Origin of the sequence: Collinsella aerofaciens (assembly GCF_032584215.1) — a bacterium.
In the GTDB taxonomy this organism is placed as follows: domain Bacteria; phylum Actinomycetota; class Coriobacteriia; order Coriobacteriales; family Coriobacteriaceae; genus Collinsella.
In genome coordinates this window covers 1-22,014 of sequence record NZ_JAWHPN010000030.1, presented here as the reverse complement: position 1 = coordinate 22,014, position 22,014 = coordinate 1, and the positions used below count along the sequence as shown (strand labels likewise).

20 protein-coding genes are annotated in these 22,014 nt (G+C 58.7%); 7 read left to right on the top strand and 13 right to left on the bottom strand.

What is annotated here, in order from left to right; genetic code table 11:
* Nucleotides 1-98: 98 nt before the first annotated feature.
* The 8 genes from RX395_RS08575 to rnd form a co-directional block, all read right to left on the bottom strand.
* Entirely contained in the window at nt 99-1,277 is a 1,179-nt protein-coding gene (locus tag RX395_RS08575; RefSeq protein ID WP_055309796.1) for an acetate/propionate family kinase, read from the bottom strand.
* 120 nt (nt 1,278-1,397) lie between these two features.
* Complete coding sequence (locus RX395_RS08570; protein WP_316366904.1) at nt 1,398-2,558, bottom strand: MFS transporter; 1,161 nt, start codon at nt 2,556-2,558, stop codon at nt 1,398-1,400.
* Nucleotides 2,559-2,677: 119 nt separating this feature from the next.
* Nucleotides 2,678-3,568, bottom strand: a complete 891-nt coding sequence (locus RX395_RS08565) for a LysR family transcriptional regulator (protein WP_316366903.1) — start codon at nt 3,566-3,568, stop codon at nt 2,678-2,680.
* Between the two features lie 41 nt (nt 3,569-3,609).
* The gene (locus RX395_RS08560) at nt 3,610-3,945 is read right to left on the bottom strand and encodes a histidine triad nucleotide-binding protein (protein ID WP_035137921.1); all 336 of its coding nucleotides are present in this window, start codon (nt 3,943-3,945) and stop codon (nt 3,610-3,612) included.
* Between the two features lie 49 nt (nt 3,946-3,994).
* Nucleotides 3,995-4,261 carry an exodeoxyribonuclease VII small subunit gene (gene xseB, locus RX395_RS08555; protein ID WP_006234311.1) on the bottom strand — a complete coding sequence of 89 codons (267 nt, stop codon included), beginning with the start codon at nt 4,259-4,261 and terminating at the stop codon, nt 3,995-3,997.
* A 42-nt stretch (nt 4,262-4,303) separates the two neighbouring features.
* Nucleotides 4,304-5,755, bottom strand: coding sequence for an exodeoxyribonuclease VII large subunit (xseA, locus tag RX395_RS08550; protein ID WP_394815233.1), 1,452 nt, complete (start codon nt 5,753-5,755; stop codon nt 4,304-4,306).
* 115 nt (nt 5,756-5,870) lie between these two features.
* Nucleotides 5,871-6,575 (bottom strand): zinc metallopeptidase, encoded by a 705-nt coding sequence (locus RX395_RS08545; protein WP_316366899.1) that lies wholly within the window; start codon nt 6,573-6,575, stop codon nt 5,871-5,873.
* Between the two features lie 238 nt (nt 6,576-6,813).
* Nucleotides 6,814-7,947, bottom strand: coding sequence for a ribonuclease D (gene rnd, locus RX395_RS08540; protein ID WP_195361198.1), 1,134 nt, complete (start codon nt 7,945-7,947; stop codon nt 6,814-6,816).
* Between the two features lie 98 nt (nt 7,948-8,045).
* On the opposite strand from rnd, the gene RX395_RS08535 reads away from it, so the two are divergent.
* From RX395_RS08535 to RX395_RS08515, 5 genes are all read left to right on the top strand, one after another.
* Nucleotides 8,046-8,963, top strand: coding sequence for a diacylglycerol/lipid kinase family protein (locus RX395_RS08535; protein WP_055309791.1), 918 nt, complete (start codon nt 8,046-8,048; stop codon nt 8,961-8,963).
* Nucleotides 8,964-9,373: 410 nt separating this feature from the next.
* Nucleotides 9,374-11,176, top strand: coding sequence for a C69 family dipeptidase (locus tag RX395_RS08530; protein WP_055309790.1), 1,803 nt, complete (start codon nt 9,374-9,376; stop codon nt 11,174-11,176).
* 407 nt (nt 11,177-11,583) lie between these two features.
* Nucleotides 11,584-12,156 (top strand): hypothetical protein, encoded by a 573-nt coding sequence (locus tag RX395_RS08525; RefSeq protein WP_316366895.1) that lies wholly within the window; start codon nt 11,584-11,586, stop codon nt 12,154-12,156.
* A gap of 212 nt (nt 12,157-12,368) precedes the next feature.
* The gene (locus tag RX395_RS08520; RefSeq protein ID WP_316366893.1) at nt 12,369-14,120 is read left to right on the top strand and encodes an ABC transporter ATP-binding protein; all 1,752 of its coding nucleotides are present in this window, start codon (nt 12,369-12,371) and stop codon (nt 14,118-14,120) included.
* Nucleotides 14,113-14,859 (top strand): energy-coupling factor transporter transmembrane component T family protein, encoded by a 747-nt coding sequence (locus tag RX395_RS08515; RefSeq protein ID WP_316366892.1) that lies wholly within the window; start codon nt 14,113-14,115, stop codon nt 14,857-14,859. Before RX395_RS08520 ends, RX395_RS08515 begins: the two co-directional genes overlap by 8 nt.
* 125 nt (nt 14,860-14,984) lie before the next feature.
* Here RX395_RS08515 and RX395_RS08510 read toward each other — a convergent pair whose 3' ends face one another.
* On the bottom strand, nt 14,985-15,731 hold the full coding sequence (locus RX395_RS08510) for an aspartate/glutamate racemase family protein (protein ID WP_233539771.1): 747 nt from the start codon (nt 15,729-15,731) through the stop codon (nt 14,985-14,987).
* A gap of 84 nt (nt 15,732-15,815) precedes the next feature.
* Nucleotides 15,816-17,072 (bottom strand): carboxylate--amine ligase, encoded by a 1,257-nt coding sequence (locus RX395_RS08505; RefSeq protein WP_271738268.1) that lies wholly within the window; start codon nt 17,070-17,072, stop codon nt 15,816-15,818.
* 234 nt (nt 17,073-17,306) lie between these two features.
* On the opposite strand from RX395_RS08505, the gene RX395_RS08500 reads away from it, so the two are divergent.
* Together RX395_RS08500 and RX395_RS08495 are read left to right on the top strand one after the other, a co-directional pair.
* Nucleotides 17,307-17,939 (top strand): MOSC domain-containing protein, encoded by a 633-nt coding sequence (locus RX395_RS08500; protein ID WP_316366888.1) that lies wholly within the window; start codon nt 17,307-17,309, stop codon nt 17,937-17,939.
* A 234-nt stretch (nt 17,940-18,173) separates the two neighbouring features.
* Nucleotides 18,174-19,307, top strand: a complete 1,134-nt coding sequence (locus RX395_RS08495) for a coiled-coil domain-containing protein (protein ID WP_006234328.1) — start codon at nt 18,174-18,176, stop codon at nt 19,305-19,307.
* Nucleotides 19,308-19,343: 36 nt separating this feature from the next.
* Here the strand turns inward: RX395_RS08495 and RX395_RS08490 are convergent, their stop codons facing one another.
* The 3 genes from RX395_RS08490 to RX395_RS08480 all read right to left on the bottom strand — a co-directional run bounded on the left by RX395_RS08490 (nt 19,344) and on the right by RX395_RS08480 (nt 21,820).
* The gene (locus RX395_RS08490; RefSeq protein WP_316366886.1) at nt 19,344-20,717 is read right to left on the bottom strand and encodes a serine/threonine protein kinase; all 1,374 of its coding nucleotides are present in this window, start codon (nt 20,715-20,717) and stop codon (nt 19,344-19,346) included.
* Nucleotides 20,718-20,815: 98 nt separating this feature from the next.
* Complete coding sequence (locus RX395_RS08485) at nt 20,816-21,238, bottom strand: XRE family transcriptional regulator (protein ID WP_316366884.1); 423 nt, start codon at nt 21,236-21,238, stop codon at nt 20,816-20,818.
* Nucleotides 21,239-21,277: 39 nt separating this feature from the next.
* Nucleotides 21,278-21,820 carry a DUF4352 domain-containing protein gene (locus RX395_RS08480; protein ID WP_252200143.1) on the bottom strand — a complete coding sequence of 181 codons (543 nt, stop codon included), beginning with the start codon at nt 21,818-21,820 and terminating at the stop codon, nt 21,278-21,280.
* Nucleotides 21,821-22,014: the final 194 nt, after the last annotated feature.

Sequence of the window (22,014 nt, the reverse complement as noted above, 5' to 3'; positions counted from 1 at the left end):
GTTATCATATCTTGATAAATAGATATCAGCATATCGCCCAACGAGCGCAAAAGAGGGGCCGAACGGCGCTCGGTCGTCCAGCCCCTCCCCTCTTGCAATTACTTGCCGTTGACGATGCGCTCGACGTCGGAAGCGATCATGAACTCCTCGTCCGTGGGGATGACGAAAATCTTGACCTTGGAATCCTTGGCAGACAGGCACCAAGCGCCATCACCACGCAGGGCGTTGCGGGCATGATCCATCTTGACGCCCATAAAGGCCAGACGGTCGGCAACGCCGGCGCGAACAGCCGGAGCGTGCTCGCCGATACCGGCAGTAAAGACCAGGGTGTCCATACCGCACATAGAAGTAGCCATCTCGGCAGCCTTGGCGGCAATCTTGTAGACAAACATGTCGAAGGCAAGCTGAGCATCGGGGTCACCAGCGGCGGCGAGCTCCTCGACGTTGCGGCAGTCGTTGGTCTTGCCGCCGGTCACAGCCAAAAGGCCGGACTTCTTGTTCATCATCTCGTCGACCTCGTCGAAGGTGTAGCCGCCCTCGCGCTGCAGGTAGCACACGGTAGCCGGGTCGATGGAGCCGCAGCGGGTGCCCATCATGACGCCGTCGAGCGGGGTGAGGCCCATGGTGGTGTCCATGCACTTGCCGTCCTCGATGGCGCACAGGGAAGCGCCGGAGCCGATATGGCACACGACGACCTTGCGGGCCTCGCCGTTGGTCATCTCGGCGACCTTCTTGGAGATGTAACGGTAGCTGGTGCCGTGAGCGCCGTACTTACGGATGTGCAGCTTGTCGCAGACGTCCTTGGGCAGGGCGTAAGTCTTGGCGACCTCGGGCATGTTGAAGTGGAAAGCGGTGTCGTAGACCGTGACGTTGGGCAGGTCGGGATACTGCTCGAGGCAGTACTCGATAACGTTGGCCTCGGGGTTGTTGTGCAGCGGCGCCAGCGGGGCGACCTCACGGATCTTGGCGAGAACGTCCTCGTCGACGAGGGAGGAGTCGCCAAAGTACCAACCGCCCTGAACGATGCGATGGCCGATGCCCTCGATCTTGACGCCGTTGGCCTCGAGGTCCTTCAGGACGACCTCGATGGCGACCTTGTGGTCGGGGAACTCGATGTTCTCGGTCACCTTCTTGGAACCGTTGGCAGCGTGGGTGAAGGTACCGCCGGTAAAGCAGACGCGCTCGCAGGAGCCCTTTGCGGACACCTTGTGGGACTTGGTATCGATGACCTGATACTTAAGGGTCGAAGATCCCGCGTTGACGACCAGAACGTTCATGTGTCTCCCTACTAACAGGCGGTGTGGCGCCGCCAGGTTACATACGCTTCAATAATAAACCCAAACGCCCTCGCGCTCGGGTTTATTGCGTTGATATATAAGTTATCGGTGTCCAAATACTCACGGCCTTTGACTTGTAAGACGAAAGAGCGCGGGGATATACACCAAGGAAGAAATCCCGAGCGCAACAAGCAATACGACTCGAATGCCTGCAACGCTACTCAACACAGCGTTGAGCAGATAGAAAAGAACGGCACCCACCGCCACCATCTGGCTTTGAACCGAAATCAGTGAACAGCGCATCGAAGAATCGGCAGCATTTTGAAAAACTGAGTATTTGATTGGGGCAAACAACGAGTACGCAACCGTCTGCAGTACATAGAACACGGGCAGCAAATTAGCCGGAGTAAGGGGAATCAAAAACAAAGCTGTCAATACTAAGCGAATGATGCCGCATATACACGCAAAACGGCCCTTGTCGACACGAGCAATCACACTGGGCACAATAAACCCTATGGAGGCGGAGGCAAGGAGCTGAACCGCAATGGTCACGCCCGAAGCGACAGCATTCATTCCGCGACCCGCAAGCAGCAGTGAGAAAAAGTCTTCCAGGGCGACAAAAGCAAATGCCTGAGAACAGTCCATGATGAACGCCGAACGAAGAATACCATTACACGCAATAGCGGCACCGATCATCTTCGGGCTAATTCCACGTTCAGGTGTCGCCGCAGTGCCCTCTCTTCGCATCTCAGGAATGCAGACAGCAACAACCAACGTCAACACCATTGCGATGATATCTGCCGAAAGACCAATGAGATATGCACCGACAGACGAAATGAAACCGCCCACGCAAGCGGAGATGGCATAAGAGGCATAGAAAACAAATCGCTCAACGACATTAAGTCTTACGAACTGGTCCCGAGAGACGCTGTCAATGTAAATCGCTTCGATGGATCCGCTCACACATGCAGCGGCAAAACCTTTGAGAGCAAACGCGCCGATCAAAAGCAGAGGAGAACGGACAAGGAGTAGGGCGGCGTAGTATCCAAGCATTCCCACGACGCCAACGAGACCGCTCGTCTTTCGTCCAAGCCTATCAGCAATATAGCCAGTGGGAACTTCAAGGATGAACTTGCTCACTTGATATGCAATCATCATGCTAGAAATCGCCACCATCGAGAATCCGACGAATTCAAGGTAAACCGTCAGAAAATACAAAATGGTGCTGAAGTTCGACAGAAAAACGAACGTCATATAAAACAAAACCGTACGGTTTTTCATGCTCCGCCCTCCAAGAGTCAGCAATCTAAATCGGAATCTTGGAAAAGCATGAGGGCAGAGCCGTCAGTCATGTGTTACAAGGCGTCAACATTCACTTGACGCCACGAGGCCAAATGGCCTCACGAAGCAAGGTGACGCAATAGGTGAAGAAATACCGTCTGGTGTCGATCGGTCCAGGCATTTTGTCGATAGCAAAAGTAGATGGGCAAGGCTACGTCATGCGAGCCTTCAATGGAGCACTCGCTCACTTCCAGTCCATCTGATGCGAGAGAAGAGCCAGAAAAACTCAATATCAATCCCCCGGCCTGAAGAAACTCAGCCTGTGCCCTGTTTCCGTATTCGACATCGCGAAAGCGGAAATTAACCAGCTGAGCTTCGGGGCATTGATTGATTGCATTGAGACAGGGCGACAAATTAATGGGAACAGCTAACCTGCCGCCCAGTAACTCACGAACGGTCATAGCGCCCACAGATTGATGACCCGCTGGGCACGAAAGAACCTTGAGCTCCTTTTCACCCAAGTATTTCGAAGAAAGGACACTGTCCCTTGGTTCCTCAAATGAGATGGCCGCATCCGAAATGCCAAGCACAAGTGATTCAAAGCATGTAGCCGTTGGCTGATGCCAAACATCAAGGTGAATCTGAGGGTGCGAGCTTTCAAACGAGTCGTACCAGTTTTCGGAAAAAAGACGCCCCCGCCCGTGAAGACAGGGGGCGTAAAGACGGAAATGGCCGTCGGGCGAAACGCCGCCGTTCCCCGATTGAGCGTACTTTTTGAGATCGTCGACTTGTGCCAGGATCACGCGCGCACGACGCGCAAATTCTCTGCCCGCCGGAGACAAAACAGCCTCCCCCGCCAATCGGTTGAGCAAAACGATCTGATACTCAGATTCCAACTTTTTGATTGCCGACGAAACGGCCTGCGGACTCACATGAACGGCGCGAGCTGCTTTGCGCACGCCACCATAGTTCGCTACCGCTTGAAGGTATTCGAGTTGAGAAAGCTGCATAGATTACTCCAAAGGCAGCCAAGTCGACGGACTACGCGCCCTCAGATGAGGTTCTCGCCCAGGTTTTTGCCGCCGAGGACGTGCATGTGGAAGTGCATGACGGTCTGGCCGGCGTTGACGCCCTTGTTGGAGATGACGCGGAAACCGTCCTCCAAGCCCTTGGCCTTAGCGACCTCCTGGATGGCGTGAGCCATGGCGCCCATGGTCTCGGCCGGCACGTTATCGGCGATATCGCTGTAGTGCTTCTTGGGGATCACGAGCGTGTGGACCGGCGCCTGGGGGTTGAGGTCGTCGAAGGCGATGACCTGGTCGTCCTCATAGACAACGGTCGAGGGGATCTCGTGGTTGGCAATTTTGCAGAAGATGCAATCGCACATGTTTGGTTCCTTTCTCACAGACCAAGGCAATTATATTTGGTCGGGATGGCTAGAACGAGAGGTTGTCGTCCGTGTTGGCGGCTTCGCCGTCGGCGAGCACGTCGTTGCCGTCGACGTCCTTAAGAAGCACCGAGACCTTCTGCTCGGCATCGGACAGGCGGGTGCGCAGGCTCTTGAGGAGCTCGACGCCGCGGGTATAGCTCTCGAGCGACTCCTCGAGCTCCATATCACCCGACTCCAAGCTGCGGATGATGAGCTCCAACTCCTGTGAAGCCTGCTTGTACGTAAGCTGCTCGACCGGGGTCTTCTCTGCCATATCTGTTTCCTTTCCTAAAGGTTTATCGCTATGAAACGCGGCCTACTCGACCGCATCGACCGTTGCCGCAACGTTACCGTCTGCCATGCGCACGCGGATGGCGTCGCCGGGCTTAAAGGTCTTGGCGCTCGTGGCCACACCGTCATCGCTGTACGCGATGGAATAGCCGCGAGCAAGCACCTTGAGCGGCGACAGGGCATCGAGCGAAGCCGCCGCACGGCCCAGGTCGGACGATGGCTTGCTGAGCATCGTGCGCCCCTGATGCTCCAGGCGGGAGCTTGCGAGCGTGAGCGCATGGCGCTTGCCATCGAGTCCTGAGGTGCTTGCGATCAAGCGCTCGGGCAGACGCTCGAAGTTGGAGCGGAAGGCCCCAACCGAACGCGTTATGGCGCCGGACAGACGATCGGCCGTCAAGGCAAGCTCAGACTCGCGACGCTCGACCATAAACGTTGGATCGTTGAGGCACGGGCGGCACGCGGCGGCATCGAGCGCATCGCCCAGACGAGCCGTATAGGTGTCCCAAGCACGACGACCGCGCTGGTTGAGCATTTCCAGATCAACCTGATTCGACCCGATCATCGAAGCCATCGCGGCGCCCAGACGCTGATGGCGCGTCTCGAGCACGTCGGCCAACTCCGTCATAGCCGGTGCCACCGATTCCGCCGCTGCCGTTGGCGTGGAGGCGCGACGGTCGCTCACCATGTCGCAGATCGAGGTATCGGGCTCATGCCCAACGCCCGTCACCACAGGCACGGGACAGGCTGCCACCGCACGGGCAAGCTCCTCGTCGTTAAAGGTCATGAGGTCCTCGAAGGAACCGCCGCCACGCACGAGCAAAATGCAATCGGGCGCCGGCGTAATGGCAGCGGCGCGGCGCAAACCTTCAATAAGCTCTGCCGGCGCACCCTCGCCCTGGACCTTTGCGCCCACGCAGACAAGCTCGACGAGCGGGTTGCGACGGCGCAATGTGCGCTTAACGTCGTCGATTACGGCACCCGAAAGCGAGGTGACGACCGCCACACGCGAGCAAAACACCGGAATGCGGCGCTTGCGTGCTTCGTCCATCAGGCCCTCGCGGCGTAGCTTTTCGGCCAGTTGCGCCACTTGTTGACGCAGCAGGCCCTCCCCCGCCAGCGAAAACGAGCGAGCGACAAAGCTCATGCGGCCCGTGGCCTTATAGAGATTGAAGTTGCCCTTAAAGCTCACCTGCATGCCGTCGCGCAGATCGAACGTGCGCTTGAGATAGGCGCCCTTCCAGATGATGCAGTCAACGGCGGCCGAGTCGTCCTTAATCTGGAAGTAGCAGTGGCCGCTTCGGGCATTGGGGCCACGGAAGCCCGTGACCTCGCCCAGAACGCTCAGCTGCGGAATGGCATCGAGCGCACCGGCGGCGATCTCTACCGCCTGGCTCACGCTGAGCTCCTTGCGCTCTTGCTCGTCCGAACCGTCGAACTCGGCGGAAACGGCATTGCCGGTCAGATTCCAGCCTGCCACGCAGCCTCCTTTCGTTATCGTGCATAAGGGCTCCGGCCCTGCGCAAATTCAAGTCCAACACATAGTACAGCGCCGCGGGGACACAAATCTCCGCGGCGCCTGTCAAGCCAATTTGTTATCGGTTGGAGTTTCTGTTGTAGCGAGCCATCAGGTAGAGCAACTGAATGATCGAAGTGAGCGCTGCAGCAACATAGGTAAGCGCGGCTGCCGTCAGGACCTTCTTGGCGCCATTGACCTGCTTGGAGCTCATGCCCGACTGCTCGATGTACGCCACGGCGCGTCGGCTGGCGTCAATCTCGACAGGCAGCGTAACGAGTTGGAACAGCACACTAAACGAGAAGAAGATCAACGCGAGGGATGTGAGCCCGGCAATGTTCATAAACAGGCCCAAGAGCAACACGATGGTCCAAGTGTTCTGGGTAAAGTTGACAACCGGGACCAGGGCGGTGCGCACCTTCATCATGGCATAGCCGCTTTGACGCTGAGCGGCGTGGCCTGCCTCGTGACAGGCGACGGCAACGCTTGCGACCGATCCGCCCGAACGGTTGGCATCCGACAGATACAGGTTGTTGTCCTGCGGGTTGTAATGGTCGGTGAGCTCGCCAGCGACACCCTTGATACCCACGGCGCTACAACCGTTGGCATCGAGCATGCGGCGAGCGACTGTGGCACCCGTATCGCCGTCCGAGCGAACCTTGGACCAGGTTTTGTACGTCGAGTTGATATAGTTCTGTGCGGCAAGGCCAAGCACCGTGCAGACAAGAACAACCAGCAGGTACAGCGGGTCGATGCCAAAGCCGTATCCATAGTAATAAGGCATGCGAATTCCTCCGAATCGAGTTACACGTTGGAGGCATTTTACCCATTCGACTGACCAGCAAATCAACATCAATGTTTTGGCAATGTCAGCGAAAACGGCCGAGAGCGAGCAAGGTGACGTGAAAGAGAAGCGACGCGTACTTTGGTACGCGAGCGACGATTGAACGTCAGATTGCCGCTCTCGGCCGTTTGCAGCGTCGAGCTGTTACGCGGTTTGGTAAAACCGCGTAACTATATACCTACAGCAATTCGATTTTTCCGTCCTTCACGGTGAGTCCCATATTGCCGGAAAGCAGATCGTCCAGGCGCGAGCCCACAAGCTCAAAGCGCCAGCCTTCGCGCAAGGGGCTCTGCTCGGGATGCTCAATATAGTCGGCCAGGTCATCGCGCGAGGCAATGACCGAAGTCGCCACGCCCGAGCGCTCGGCAACCAGGCGGATGAGCGCGTACATCAGGTCCGTCACACTCTCCAACTCCGGCGAAATCTGACGGTGCCCGCGCACCATGAGCGGCAGGCGATCGTGCGGGCAGCTCGCGCCGCGCTTGATGGCCATGAGCGCACCGTCCACGTCGCGCTCCCCCAACTGATCGGTACCGCGGATACTACGGAACTCCTCAACGCGCACGGGATTGCGCTTAACGAGCGCAAGCAGCGTGTCGTCGGACATGACCCACTTGCGCGGGATGTTACGGCGCTCGGCGCGGTCCTCGCGCCAGGCGGCGAGCTCGCGCGCGATGCCCAACTGGTGACGGCTGCACGAATTGATGCGTTTGACCTTGCGGAACGCCTCGTGGCGATCGGCGCGATAGTGCGACTCGTCAGCCAGCGGGCGCAGCTCGTCGAGCACCCAGTCCACACGGCCCAGCTCGCGCAGGCGGCTCATCATCTCGGTATAGGCGACGATCAGGTACTTGACGTCATCGATCGCATACTCAATCTGCTTATCGGTCAGCGGGCGGCGCGACCAGTCGGTCAGCGACTCGGTCTTGGGCAGCGATACGCCGCAGAACGTCTGAACAAGCGCGCCATACGAAATCTGCTGGCGCTCGCCCAAAAAGGCGGCGGCGACCTGCGTATCGAAAATCGGTCGTGGCAGCACGCCCACGGTATGGAGCATGACCTCCATATCCTGCGAGCACGCGTGGAAGACCTTGGTCACGCTCTCGTCGGCCATAAGCTCGGCCAGCGGCAATAGGTCGTCGATTACCAGGGGATCGACCGCGACGCTCTCGGCAGGGGTGGCAATCTGAACCAAACACAGACGCGGGTGGAATGTGCGCTCGCGCAAAAACTCGGTATCGACGGCAATCGCGTCGAACTCACGGGCGCGCTGGCAAAAGGCGAGTAGAGCCTGATGTGTGGAAATGTACATATCAACCCATCGAATAAGGTTAGGCCCGAAAAACACGGGTAGAATATCGGCATTGCCTTACAACTATACTCGGTTAGTCACAGAACGAGAACGTAAGTATGCGCTGCCTTATCATCCACAACCCGGCATCGGGCCCCAGCTCAGATGAAATCTACGCATTCACGCACGCCCTCGCGCAGGGCGGCGACGAGGTCGTGATGCGTTTTATCGGCGATGGCATGGAGCCCGAGGATGCCGTGGCAGACGTGCGCGAGTTTGATCGCGTGGTCGTTTCGGGCGGCGACGGCACCGTCTCCAACGTGCTCGACCAGATGCGCGGGTGCGGTGTCCCCACGCTCGTCTTCCCCTCCGGCACAGCCTGTCTATTCTTTAACAACATCGGTAATGCCCCCGAGGCAGCGGCGCTCGCCAAGGCCTGCCGTGCCGGTCGCACGGTCAAAGTCGACATGGGTGAGCTCTTTTGGCTCGACGAGAACGGCAACGAGAAGCGCCACGGCTTTATCATCATCGCCGGCTCGGGCTTCGACGCCGAGATCATGATGAAGGCCGCCCCCACCAAAAACGACATCGGCGAGATCGCTTACTTCCTCTCCGCGCTCGCCACGCCCAACCCTACGGTAGCGCACTTTACGATTGAGCATGACGGCATTGTCGAGGAGCTCGACGGCATCTGCTGCATGGCCGGCAACACCTCGGTCATCCAAAACGACATCAACCTGTTCCCCGACTGCCGCATGAACGATGGCATGGTCGACATTGCGGTCATCGAACCCGTGCGCACCGTGCAGCTGCTGCCTACCGTGATCACCGCTGCGCTTGACCCCGCCGGCAAGGTACTCGGGCGCCCGCAGTTCAAGATCATCCAGACCAAGGAAGCCAAGATCACCTGCACCCCGTCGCTGGGCATGCAGTTCGATGGCGAAATTATCTCCAGCAATTCGGGCGTCTTTGGAGCCCGCGCGCTTCCACAATGCCTCGACCTCATCGTCGACGAATTCTCCCCGCTCGGAAAATAGGAGGACCCTATGAACGACAATCCCCTGATCGGCTTTATTGTCATCGTCTTGGCCATGCTCGTCGGTTACGCCATCAACGTGATTCACCGCCGAAAGAAGTAAATCCACATTGGTATGATATTCATCCAGTTATCGACTCTCCCGCTGTTTATGCAAATCCTAAACAGCGGGAGAGTTTTCTTTTTGAGCACCGTCTAATGCTTTATTCAGCTACAGTAAATGCAGGGTGCCTTTATTTAACTAAAGCCATAAAATGAGTATTATTATCCGTTCATCGTATATTTCCACACGCTCATCGAGTAAAAGCTGTTGTCGAATGAATACTCTTTACACTTCCTTTAGGCTAGTAGATGTATTTATTAGCTGAAACTCCGTACGGTTTCGCGGGGTTTCAACAGTTGGGAGGGATTATGAGGTTTACTCATCCTGTCAACACGCTCAAGAAGCTCGGCTGCGGCCTTGCGTTTGGAGCAGCGGCCATCATGGCCATGCCGACTTCGGCACTCGCCTGCACCCAGATCTACATGGGCAGCAAGCTCACGGCAGACGGCAACACGTACTACGGCCGTTCCGAGGACTTCGGTCCGCGCTATGTCAAGCACTTTGGCATTGAGCCCGCACACAAGGACGGCAACGAGTACACCTCGGTCGAGTCCGGTTTTGAGTACAAGTCCAAGGGCGCAACCTACCGCTACACCTTCGTTCGCGACAACCCCTCGCAGTGGGAAGATCGCTACGACGCATATTCCGAGGCAGGCATCAACGAGAAGGGCGTCTCCTGCTCTGCCACGCTGAGCACCTCCTATAACGAGAAGGCCGAAGAGGCCGACCCCATCACCGAGGAGACTGGCATTGGCGAATACAGCTATGCCAGCGTCATCCTGGGCGAGAGCGCCACGGCCCGCGAGGGCGTCGAGCTCATCGGCAGCCTGATCGACGAGCAGGGCGTCTGCTCCAACGACCAGATCATCATCGCCGACAGCACCGAGACCTGGTTGTTCGCCGCGCTTTCCGGCCATCAGTGGATTGCTATGAAGCTCGCCGATGACATCGCCTCGCTCAACCCCAACATCGGCAACCTCACCTATAACGTCGACCTCGATGACACCGAGAACTGTCTCCATTCCGAAGGCATCGAGTCCATGCCTAAGGAGAAGGGCTTTGCCGAGTACACCGACGGCAAGTTCGACGTCGCCAAGACCTACGGCGAGGAGATTAGCGAGGCCGGTATGCACCAGTGGTCGCGCTATATCCAGGGTCGTGATTACTTCATGGCTCCGCTTGCCGAGGGCACCGACTACGAGATCGTCAAGGACGAGCGCGAAGAGGCTCGCGCCACGACCGGCGCCCTGGTCCACGAGATGCAGCCGCTGTTCTTCCAGCCCGGCAAGTCCGACTGGAACACCTTTGAGATGATTCGTTCCTTCGCCGCTCGCGGCGAGAATGTCGCCGGCCTCAACGCCAACACCGACGGCGCCTATGCCATCGGCTCCAACCGCAACACCGAGATCCACACCTTCCAGATCCGTCAGGGCATGGACCCCGAGATCGCGACCATTCAGTGGGAGATGCTCTCCAACGCCGAATTCTCCGTCGCCATCCCCTTCTACTCCGCACTGCTCACCGAGGTCAGCCCCTACTTCAGCGATCAGGATGTCTCCTTCGATCACTGCGAAGAGGAAGACGTCGTGAACAACGAGGAGCCCAAGAACTCCATCAACTACGTCCTCATGGACATCAACACGCTCGCCTATGAGAACCGCGACCACTGCGCCACCGGCGTCCGCGCCTATCTCGACGCCCTGCAGAAGGAACTCATCGAGCAGAACCTGACCGTCGACGAGGCCATGCAGGCCGAAGAAGGCACCGAGGCCCGTACCGCCCTGGCCAACAAGGCCGGCAAGGCTGCAACCAAGAACACCTATGTTAAGTGCAAGGCCATGCTCGAGGAGATGCGCGACTACCTCAAGGAGGGCGATTTCTCCGAGGAGTTCGTCCCGAGCGACTACGATGCCGACAACGACTGCCTGGTCGAATCCATCACCTACGCCGACGAGGCCCTTTCCGATGAGGACGTGACCGAGCCAGAGGCCGAAGAGGAAGAGGTCACCGAGGAGAAGTCCGAGGGCAACAACATGGCCGCCATGGCCGTTGGCGCCGTCGTCATCATCGGTGTCTGCGTCTACGTGATCTATCGTCGCAAGAAGGCCTAAGACCCTCATGTCCTAGCTGAGCGGGCGGGGCACATGAGTCACCTCGCCCGCTCAGCCCGCTCTTTTGGCCGGTGGGAAACCCGCCTGAAATCTTTTTAAAAAAGATTTCCCCGCACACACTTCGCTGTGCTATAGTGCAGCGCAACAGCAACTAGGTGCGACCGCGCCACGGCATCACGAAAGGAGCCACCAACATGAAGAACACGATGAAGTCTCTCAACAACTGGTGGTGGCGTGATGCGAATACGATCGGTCGACAGTGAGTCCCTCACGCCTGTTTTTGCGCTCTAGGTGATTGGAAGGCCTCCGGTTTCGACCGGGGGCCTTTTTCTATCTCGAGCCCGATCGCATTCGCATCACGCGCCTCCGCTTTTCTCTTGCAATCCCCTTCCGAAAGGATTTTCACCATGTCTCAGAACACCACCGCCACCCAGCCCCGCACCGTCCAGACCGCCGATCGCGGCAAACTCGATGTCCGCGCCCTCGTCCTGCTCGCCATCCTGCTCGCCGCCGGCTTCATCCTCAACTTCACCGTCGGCAAGGCAATCTCGGGCATCTCGGGCGGCATGATCAGCCCCGAGTTCATCATCTCGGCCTTCTGCCTCACCATCCTGGTCGTTCGCCCCAACATCGGCCAGGCGCTCGTCATTGGCCTCATCTCAGCTGCCGTGATCCAGATCACCACCACTTCGCCGTTCGTCGATTTTGCCGCCGAGGGCATCGCCGCCATGCTCATGGCCGGCATCGTCAACGCCGCCGGCAAGAACGGCCAGGTCAAGCCTGCCGTCGCCATCGTCGCAACCTTCGTGACCACCTTTGTCTCCGGCGTCATCTTCATGGTCATCAAGATGGCCATGCTTGGCGTGGTGGGCGAGCTCGCCGCCGCCATGCTGCCCGTCGTCGCCATGACCGCCGTCTTTAACGCCATTCTGGTCGGTGCCCTCTACCTGCCCATTCAGAAGGCCCTTAGGCTCAACTAACCCGCTCGGCTTTACGAGCCACCCCATCTTGGCGTTCATTCGTCGCTCGCGTGCCCAAGTACGCTTCGCTCCTCTTTCGCGCCAACCTGGGGCCCCTCGTAAAGCCGCCTCCGTGCTTCACCACCAAAGACTGTCCCAAACAACTAGCTTTTGGGGACGTTCTTAAACGACTAGTCATTAAAGAACGTCCCCAATGACTATGAAAGGTATCCATGGAAACGATCATCAACGTCGACGATGTCTCGTTCTCCTATGGCACGCAGACCGAGCAGGCGCTCAGCCACATCTCGCTCAGCGTGAACAAGGGGGATTTCATCGGCATCATCGGGCCCTCGGGCGCCGGCAAGTCCACGCTTGCCGCCTGCCTGTCGGGCGCCGTGCCCCACCACTACACCGGCACGTTCTTTGGGTCCGTCATGGTCGACGGCCACGACACCTGCGAGGTCTCGCTCACCGACGTGTCGCAAATCGTCGGCAGTGTGCTGCAGGATATCGACACGCAGATGGTCGCTTCGGTCGTCGAGGACGAGATGCTCTTTGGCCTCGAGAACTTTGGCGTTCCCCACGACCAGATCGAGCAGCGCGTGAGCGAAACGCTCGAGACCGTCGGCATCAGCGACCTGCGCGACCGCGAGATCGCCACCCTCTCGGGCGGACAGAAGCAAAAGGTGGCCATCGCCGCCATCCTCGCCATGCGTCCGCGCGTCTTGGTTCTCGACGAGCCCACCGCGGCACTCGACCCCGCCAGCTCCACGCTGGTCTTCGAGACGCTGCGTGAGGCAAACCGCACACTTGGAATCACCATCGTCGTCGTTGAGCAAAAGGTCGCCCTACTCTCGGAGTACTGCAACCGCGTGCTCGTGCTCAACCATGGCGAAATCGCGCTGCAGGGCGAGCCACACGAGGTCTTCGCGCATACCGACGAGCTCCGTGCCATCGGCGTCGACTGCCCTCGCGTCACGCGTATCTTCAATAGCCTCGAGGCCGATGGCCTGGTAAGCGGTACCCCCTGCTTGGATGTCGATGAGGCCGAGCGCCTGATTTCGGGCATCGTCGACCCCGCACACGCGGCTATCGAAGCCCAGGCGCCCGCCGGTTCCCCGCATGCACCGTCATTGCGTCCTCATGCCAAGGACGCCGAACCCGTACTCACCTTCGACCATGTTGAGTTTGCCTATCCCAATGGTGGCGCCGCCGTACACGACCTTAGCCTGACGCTCTATCCTGGCGAGCTCGTGGGCATCGTCGGCCAAAACGGCGCCGGCAAGACTACGCTCACCAAGCTGCTCATGGGCCTGCTTAAGCCTTCCTCGGGCAGCGTACGCGTTACGGGCCTGGACACTGCCGCGGTCCCCACGAGCCGTATCGCCCGCGAGGTCGCGACCCTCTTCCAAAACCCCGACCGCCAGATCTGCAAGGACACCGTGCTCGACGAGGTCGCCTTTGGCTTGGAACTGGGCGGCATGGACCGCGCCGAGGCCCTGCGTCGCGCCCAGCTGGTCATCGATCGCTTTGGCTTGCCGGCCGACGAGGCGCCCTTCTCGCTTTCGCGCGGCCAGCGACAAATGGTGGCGCTTGCCTCCGTCGTAGTGGTTGAGCCCAAGATCGTCGTGCTCGACGAGCCCACGAGCGGCCTTGACTACCGCGAGTGCATGACCGTCATGGAAACCGTGCGCACCATGGCCGAGCGCGGCTGCGCCGTTATCATGGTCTGCCACGACATGGAAGTTGTCTCCGACTTTGCCGAGCGCATCGTGGTAATGGCCGACGGCCGCATCCTCGACCGCGGCCGCACGCACGAGCTATTCTCGAACATCGATCTCATGCAGCGTGCCTACGTTGAGCCGCCCCAGGTCATCGAACTCTCGCGCCGTCTGGCATCTTCCGTCTCGCCCGCTTTTGCGCAGGTGAGCGAGGTCACCGATGTCGTTCGAATTACCAAGGAGATGGTCCACCGTGGTTAACGTCATCGACTACATGCCGGGTGACACGCTGCTGCATCGCCTGAACCCCGTCGTCAAACTGGGCCTCGCCGCCGCCATCATCGTCGGCATCTTCTTGTCCGACGCCTACGTGGCGCTGCTGGGCTTTTTGGCACTCACCCTTGCGCTGGGTGCCTATGCCGGCGTCGTCGACCGTCTGTTCTCGCTGCTCAAGTTGCTGATTCCGCTCGCGCTTATCATGCTGGTGCTCCAGCTGGCCTTTATGCGCGATGGCAACGTGGTGTGGGGCTTTATCACCGACACGGGCCTCATCACAGGATCGAAGGCCTGCCTGCGCCTGCTGGGTGTGGCGTTACCGCTCATCCTCATGCTCATGGTGACCAAGCTCAACGACCTTGCCAACGCCTGCGTCGAGGTGCTGCACGTGCCGTATCGCTATGCCTTCACCTTTACCACGGCGCTGCGCTTTGTGCCGGTGTTTGGTCAGGAGATGAACGCCATCATGGAGGCGCAGACCGCACGCGGCGTCGAGTACGACACCAAGAACCCCATCAAGAAGCTTAAGCTCATGCTGCCACTGTGTGTGCCACTGCTCATCTCGAGCGTGGGCAAGACCGATGCCACAGCCTTGGCGGCAGAACAGCGCGGCTTCTATCTGCGTACGCGCACCAGCTCGTACAAGCGCTACCCCATCAAGGGCCTGGACATCGCCGTGCTCATCGTCAGCATCGCCCTCATCGCCATCGGCTTCCTGTTCTAGTTCACCACCGACAGCAACCGCCCAACGCAAAAGGCCTCGGCTCGCACCAAACGAGCCGGGGCCTTTACTGTTTCACCAGATAAAACCTACCAAAATAAACCTGTCCCTTTTTGGCGGGTCGGAAGCTAGAGGCGGTAGGGAGCGCCGCTACGGATGATGGATTCGCGCACCAGGACATCCATGGCGTCGAGGGTAATCTCGGGCATCTCTCGGTACTTCTGCAGCACCGAGAGCTCGGTGCAGGCCAGAATGACGCGGTCGCAGCCGCTACGGGCGAACTCCCACATCACGCGGTCGAACTTATCCATATCGGGCTCACATCCGGCCTTCACATCATCGTAGATAAGCGACATCACATCGTTCTGACGTTTCTCGCTGGGATAGACAACCTCGACACCCGCGGCCTCGCATTCGCGGCCGTAGACGCCCGCGCCCACGGTGCCATCGGTTCCCATGATGCCAATCTTGTGCACCGGCTCGGCCGGCATACTCAGGTTGGGATCGAACTCGCACTCACCCATCACCGCACCCGCAAGGGCATAGCGAACCGACTCGCGCGGCATGTGGATAATCGGCACCTTCGTAAACGACTGGATCTGGTCGTAGAAGTAGTGCGACGTGTTGCAGGGAATGGCAATGTGCGCACAGCCCAGCGACTCGAGTGCCTGGGCACACTCTTTCATGGTCGCCAGCAGCTTGGCATGCTCGCCGGTCTTAATGGCCAACGTGCGGTCGGGCATGGTCGACTTGGAGAGCACCACCATGTCGATATGTTCCTGATCGCAGGCAGCAGCCGTATGACGCACCACTTGGTCGTAGTAATACGACGTGGCCTCGGCGCCCATGCCGCCGATAACTCCCAGCTTTTCCATCGCCGCCTCCTTGGTGACGCTTGCGCAATTGCGCGTATCATACCCGCGCCCGCCCGATGCAAACCGGACGGGCGCCGCGCTCATCTACTTGTAATACGTCTTGAACAGCTTAAAGTGGCGCAGCTTGGTGTGCCACATGCGCAGCCAGCGGTTAAAGACAAAGTCGCCCTTCATAAACGAAGGGTCGGCGCCCTTGCCTTCCTTGTCCAGGCGATGCACCTTAGCGCGCAGCTCGGGATCCTTGACGTACTTGTCGACGACGCCCATGGGGACGACCATCCACAGGGCCTCGTCCTGAGCCGTCACAAACTCCGGCTCAAACGGGCGGTTGAACACATACTCGTCCACCACATACTTGGCAACGTTAAAGCCGCTGTTGGTAACGTAGTAGTTGCTGCGGCCCTGGCGCGTGTTGAAATCGAAGAACTTAAACGAGCCGTCGCGCTCGTCGTACTTAACGTCAAAGTTGGAATAGCCCACAAAGTGAAGGTCCTCGAGCAGCTTGCGCACGCCGCCCATGAGTTCGTCGTTAGGCTCGGTAATGATACAGGCATGGTTGCCGACACCGTGGGGCTGATGCTCCTCGAGCAGCACATGGCCCAGGCACATCATGCGGACCTTACCGTTGCGGTCGGAATAGCTGGTGAGCACGCGCATGTACTCGTCGTTGCCGGGCACGCGATCCTGCAAGATCAGATCGTCGGTGTAGCCGCTGGCATACGAATCGCGAATGACCTGTTCCAGCTCGGCGCGGTCGGCAATCTCATAGGCCTTCTTCTGGCCCTCGAACTCATGCTGCCACCACATGATGCCGTCAGAAGGCTTCAGAATCATCGGGTAAGGAAAATCGATCTGGTCGAGCACTTCGGCAGGCGCCTCACCTTGGGCGTTCAGCATCGCCATGGTGAAGGTAAAGGTATGCGGATAGGGCACACCATGCTTCTCGCACAGCTCGTAGAAGATCTCCTTCTTCTGGCACTGCTCGAGCATGCTGTAGGGCGCGTAGGGAGCGACGATGTTATCCGCCAGCTCATGAGCATCCTTGGCTTGAGCCACGAGAGCGACATAGTTGTCGCCACAGCCCACAAGGACAATCGTCTTATCGGTATGCGCTTGGGCAATGCCGTTGACGGTTTTGAGCATCACGGGCATGGTATCGATATCCACGTTGGGCGTGTAGTCGATAATCTGGCTGCGGTACGCGGGACCCGTCTGATACTTGCCAAAGACCAGACTCTTGACCTGGTACTCCTCGTAGAAGGCGCGCGCCACCGAATAGGCGTTGATGTCGCCACCGAGCAGCACGGGAATGAACTCGCGCTCTGTAAATTGCAATGCCATGGAAACTTCCTATCATGAACTGCCCACACAACGGGCGGTCTTTGCGCAACTGATTTATTCTAGCGTGCCAAGCCGCCGGCGCCCAAAGCTCCACCGTATCTATGGCAATCGACGCAATCGTCCAGCACGAAGGCCAGCACGAAGACGGCGCTCACCGTTGTATGACAATAGGCAATGAACCTACCGTTGTTGTAGGATTCAGCGTATTGACATCTTCGAGCGAAAGGCGCACACGTGCCCCAAGACCATCCGACCGATAATCCCATCCTCAATGCCGCGAGGCGCGAGCTGGCGGAACGTGCGAAAGCGACCGCTCCCCTGTGCACGGCAAACGACGCCTACAACGGACCCGCCCGCATCGTCTCGATCAACACGTCGGCACACAAGGGCACGCGCAAGTCGCCCGTCGCCGATGGACGCGACACCGTTATAGAGCAATTTGGTCTCGCCACCGATGCGCACGCCGGACATTGGCACCGCCAGGTCTCTTTTTTAGCCGCGGAGTCCATCCAGACGGCGCAGGCACGCGGGCTCGACGTTCACGAGGGTGACTTTGGAGAAAACTTCACAACCCGGAGCATCAACCTGTTCTCGCTCCCCTTGGGCACACAGCTCAAGCTTGGAAGCGACGTGCTCGTCGAAATCAGCCAAATCGGCAAGGTCTGCCACACACGCTGTGCCATCTACTATCTCGCCGGCGACTGCATCTTTCCCCACGAGGGCGTTTTTGGCGTGGTACTAAAGGGCGGAGAGGTCTACGCCGGCGACGATATCCAGGTAATCAAACTCGGCGACGGCACCTGTTCGTTCACCCCCGCCGAAGCCCTCGAAGAGATTGAGCAGGCTCGCCAGAAGGGCACGCTGTAGTTATAAAACCCCACGTTGAGATGGCTTTTACAGCCCAAAACTCCTCTCAAACAGGGCTCTGTAACGTTAAAGTTGAACTCTATGGTTTCTCAACAATTCGTCATAACTGCAGGTCAAAGCCAAAGCCTCAAGTTCAACTTGACCCTTTGGAACCTTTAAGGTTCAAGTTGAGGTCGAAAGCAGTAGTAGAATACCGTTCGAACCATAACCTACGATTGATTGCAGAGGGACTGGATGCAGCATTCGAATCATCGCACCGCAGCGCTCATTGCGTCGAAGCCGGCTCGTATCATCACGAGCGCCGCTCTCGCCGTTGCGCTGACGGCCACGCCGATGCTCTCCCCCGTTGCGGCGTATGCCGCCTCGCAGGCAACGCAGGACCAGCTTTCCGCAGCCCAGCAGAAGATCGAAGCCGCCACGAGCGCCTACAACGACGCCCGCACCAAACTCGATGACCTGCAAAAGCAGATTGACTCCAATGAGGCAAGCATCGAGGAAATCGAGGCCAAGCTTCCCGAGCAGCAGGCCAAGGCAAGCTCCGCCATGCGCGATCTGTACAAGTATCAGAAGGGCACCAATCCCATCGTGAGCTTCCTGGTCAACGCGCAGAGCCTGGGTGAGTTCATCACGACCTGCAAATACACCAACCAGATCACGAGCTCGAGCGTCGACGAGATCGAACAGCTCAATAACATGCAAACCGAACTCGAACAGAACAAGGCTGAGCTCCAGCAGGCCAAGTCTCAGCTTGAGGCAGAGCAGAAAAACGCTGAGGATGCGCTGGCGCAGGCCCAGCAGCTCCGCAGCGAGGCACAGGCAAAAGCCGAGCAGGAAAATGCCGCCGAGCTTGCCAAGCTTGAGGCCGATAAGGCCGCTGCCGCTGAGAAGCTCTCGGGCGAGGGCGTGAGCGGCAGCAATTCCAGCAGCCAGGCCACTAACACCAACACCACCATCGACACCACGGTGAACAACGCCAATACCGGTAGCTCCGATTACGATTCGTTCATTAATGAGTGGACGAGCCGCATCGACAATTATCTCGCCGGCTCCCCCATGGCAGGCCAGGGCTATAACTTTGCCGTCGCCGCTTGGAATACCGGTGTCGACCCCCGTTGGTCCCCCGCCATCGCCTGCATCGAGAGCACCAAGGGTGCTTATTGCGCCAATTCTTACAACGCCTGGGGCTGGAGTGCACGTGGCGGCGGCTGGCGCAGCTTTGGCAGCTGGAGCGAGGGCATCTCCGCTCACGTTGCCTATCTGGGCGCCAACTACGGCTCCACCCTTACCCCGGCTGCGGCCAAAAAGTACTGCCCGCCCACGTGGCAGGACTGGTACAACAAAGTCGCCGCTCAGATGAACCGCATCTAAGTGCAACTGCAAAGGGCCCCAACGGGGCCCTTTTCTTTAGGTAGCGGAGGTATCGACGACGCCGGTCGCATTGGCAACCGCGACTAAGACGATCATGCATAGGAGCAGCACACCCAATGCCTTGAACCAGAGTTTCGCGAGTTTCTTGCCGCGATAGCTGTCGAGCAGTGCGAATCGCCGACGAAGACGGCGCTTATCGAGCAGCGCAAAATGCATAAGCACCATAAGGCCATCGACAAAGATAAAATACTCGATTACGAGAAGCCACGTCGGGTAGCTTTGGTTTGCTCCCGTGGGGTGAAAGACGGCAAAGTGACTTCCTGCAAAGAACACAAGCAGCGAAAAGCAGACGAGTGTATTCCAAATGCGCCCCAGAGACTCCGGAACGCGAGAGAGCAGACCGCATGCAGCGGAGGCGGCAGGCCCAGGATGCCCTGTGGGGTTCTTGAGCCCTTGGGGCGTCAACACCGTCTCCGATGCCGGAGTACGGACAGGCGCAGGAGGCCGCACGGGGCGACTCAGGTCGTATGCCGCGCGCGTCGCCCGTCCCAACGCTTCCGCACTCGCAAAACGTTTGGCCGGGTCAAGCGCCATCGACATGCAGATGACATCGGCAAGTGGAGTGGGAATGCCGCGCGCCTCGCATTGCTCGCGCATGTCGAGCCCTGGTTTAGGGTCGACTCCCGTCAAGCAGAAGAACAACAGGGCGCCAAGTGCGTAGACATCGCTGCGCACGCTCGTCTGCCCAAACCCGTACTGCTCGGGCGGCGCATAGGGTCGCGTGCCAAACTTGACGGTGTCGGCATCGGCGCCATCGCGCCATACGCGGGCGATTCCCAAGTCGATAATCACCAGCGATGAAAATGTCAGGCCGTCATCAAGCGTATAGTTGGCACCTGTCACGATGATATTCGACGGCTTGAGGTCGCGATGGATCACCGGCGCCGGCGTCTCCCCCGCCATTGCAAAACCGGCGTGGAGCTCGCCCACGGCATCGCATAGGGCAGGATACAATTCACGCACATAATCGGGAGTGGCTCCCAGACGGTCCACCAGCGCCCCGAGTGTCTCCCCTTCGATGTATTCCATAACCACGTTGAGCTCGTCGCCCACACGACGACAATCGACGATTCTGGGCAGGTGCTCAAAACGCCTGCCTGCCCGCTGGGCGGCAAACAGACGCTCGTATGCCCCGCCGATTTGAGCCGAAGCATCGATGCGTTTACGGACAAAGGGGCCGAGCGAACCACCGCCGGTTCCTTCAAAGTACACGAGCTCGGTTGTTTCAACGGACGAGCGCTTAAGTACACGCTCCACGCGATAGCTGTCGTCGCGATCGAGCGACGCCAGGTGCTCGGCAAGCGCTGCGGTCAGCTCGTCATTGGAATATGTTGGGGTCTGAGTATCCATAGCCTCCATCATAGCGCAGGGCGCAGACACCCCATGGCATCCGCGCCCCGTTCGTTTGCATCGTTGTTCGACAGCTCCGCCGGCTCAGATATCAGCCGCTAACTCACCGTCTCCTCGCCAAAGCGATACAGTTCCTCGTTGACCTTTTGGAGGCTGCACCCGCGATCGATGCAAAAGATGATAATCGCATCGCGGCGGTCCTTGCAGTTAAGGACGCTTACCCCGGCAGCCGTCAGCGCACGGTTGGTCTCTTTGAGCGTCAGCGCCATCGCAAAGGCAATCTGCAGCACCTTATTGCGACTCGGATGACGCGCACCGGTAAAGATCTGATAGCCAAAGGTCTCATTGAGATCGGCCATACGAACCACGCGCGAGCGCTCCAAGCCCTTTTCCTGCAGTAGCTGCTTCAGGTAGTCCGAAAGCGACGGGGTGGCAAAGTCGTGCTCCTTGATATAGTCATCGATGTTTGGCGCGTCGAGAAGCTCATTGAGTAACTCGTCAGTCAGCTTTTTATCGGGCATACGACCTCACCTCCCATACGGCGCAACGGTAGCGACATGCTAGGCCAGCGCCCAGCTTGCAGTGGCAGACTTATCAAACATGTTGGCAAAATACAGTGCCTTCTTGATATCGCCATCAAAGTAGATATTGCCCGCCACGGAGCCACCGGCGGAAAGGGTACCAGACTGCAGCTCATCGGAGCCCTCGCTGTAGTAACCCTGATTCTGTTGAGCGCCGTTGGCGTCCTCGCCCTTCCAGTCGTAGATATTGTAATCTGCGCCCTCATCGCCATTGTTAACGTACGTGACGTGAATGCCCGTCATGGTCGAACCGTCATAATTTGTGAGGCCGGGCTGGACGGAATCGACAACGACGGAAAGACCGGCAGCCGTGGTCACCGTCGCACCAACCGCCAGGTCAGTCGTAGACTGCTCTTCCTTCTTCGCCTCTTCCTTCTTGTCGCCATCGCCAGCGTCCTCGGTGACGGTCGCCTTATCGCTACCACAACCGGCAAGAAGACCGGCAGTCCCCAAGGCGACGGTGGCGAATGCGCTCAGTGCAGCGCGACGGCTCAGCAGCACTTCGTTTTCAAGCTTTTTCATCATGCATCCTTCCTACGATCCGGCTACCGTGCCGGCACACAGCACATCGTAGAAAGGATTAAACTTGAATCTAACAGTTTAGATAACAGGTGATGATTCGGGGACCGCAAGGCCCCCGAATGCTATGCTCTTCCCAGCCAAACAGAGAATTTGCCCGAGCGCCCACCCGGATCTTTGTTTGGCGACAATCCCTC

Excerpts from the sequence above, each read along its gene's own strand:
- RX395_RS08575 (WP_055309796.1), bottom strand. The coding sequence starts at position 1,277 with ATGAACGTTCTGGTCGTCAACGCGGGATCTTCGACCCTTAAGTATCAG.
- RX395_RS08570 (WP_316366904.1), bottom strand. The coding sequence starts at position 2,558 with ATGAAAAACCGTACGGTTTTGTTTTATATGACGTTCGTTTTTCTGTCG.
- RX395_RS08565 (WP_316366903.1), bottom strand. The coding sequence starts at position 3,568 with ATGCAGCTTTCTCAACTCGAATACCTTCAAGCGGTAGCGAACTATGGT.
- RX395_RS08560 (WP_035137921.1), bottom strand. The coding sequence starts at position 3,945 with ATGTGCGATTGCATCTTCTGCAAAATTGCCAACCACGAGATCCCCTCG.
- xseB (WP_006234311.1), bottom strand. The coding sequence starts at position 4,261 with ATGGCAGAGAAGACCCCGGTCGAGCAGCTTACGTACAAGCAGGCTTCA.
- RX395_RS08545 (WP_316366899.1), bottom strand. The coding sequence starts at position 6,575 with ATGCCTTATTACTATGGATACGGCTTTGGCATCGACCCGCTGTACCTG.
- rnd (WP_195361198.1), bottom strand. The coding sequence starts at position 7,947 with ATGTACATTTCCACACATCAGGCTCTACTCGCCTTTTGCCAGCGCGCC.
- RX395_RS08535 (WP_055309791.1), top strand. The coding sequence starts at position 8,046 with ATGCGCTGCCTTATCATCCACAACCCGGCATCGGGCCCCAGCTCAGAT.
- RX395_RS08530 (WP_055309790.1), top strand. The coding sequence starts at position 9,374 with ATGAGGTTTACTCATCCTGTCAACACGCTCAAGAAGCTCGGCTGCGGC.
- RX395_RS08525 (WP_316366895.1), top strand. The coding sequence starts at position 11,584 with ATGTCTCAGAACACCACCGCCACCCAGCCCCGCACCGTCCAGACCGCC.
- RX395_RS08520 (WP_316366893.1), top strand. The coding sequence starts at position 12,369 with ATGGAAACGATCATCAACGTCGACGATGTCTCGTTCTCCTATGGCACG.
- RX395_RS08510 (WP_233539771.1), bottom strand. The coding sequence starts at position 15,731 with ATGGAAAAGCTGGGAGTTATCGGCGGCATGGGCGCCGAGGCCACGTCG.
- RX395_RS08505 (WP_271738268.1), bottom strand. The coding sequence starts at position 17,072 with ATGGCATTGCAATTTACAGAGCGCGAGTTCATTCCCGTGCTGCTCGGT.
- RX395_RS08495 (WP_006234328.1), top strand. The coding sequence starts at position 18,174 with ATGCAGCATTCGAATCATCGCACCGCAGCGCTCATTGCGTCGAAGCCG.
- RX395_RS08490 (WP_316366886.1), bottom strand. The coding sequence starts at position 20,717 with ATGGATACTCAGACCCCAACATATTCCAATGACGAGCTGACCGCAGCG.
- RX395_RS08485 (WP_316366884.1), bottom strand. The coding sequence starts at position 21,238 with ATGCCCGATAAAAAGCTGACTGACGAGTTACTCAATGAGCTTCTCGAC.
- RX395_RS08480 (WP_252200143.1), bottom strand. The coding sequence starts at position 21,820 with ATGAAAAAGCTTGAAAACGAAGTGCTGCTGAGCCGTCGCGCTGCACTG.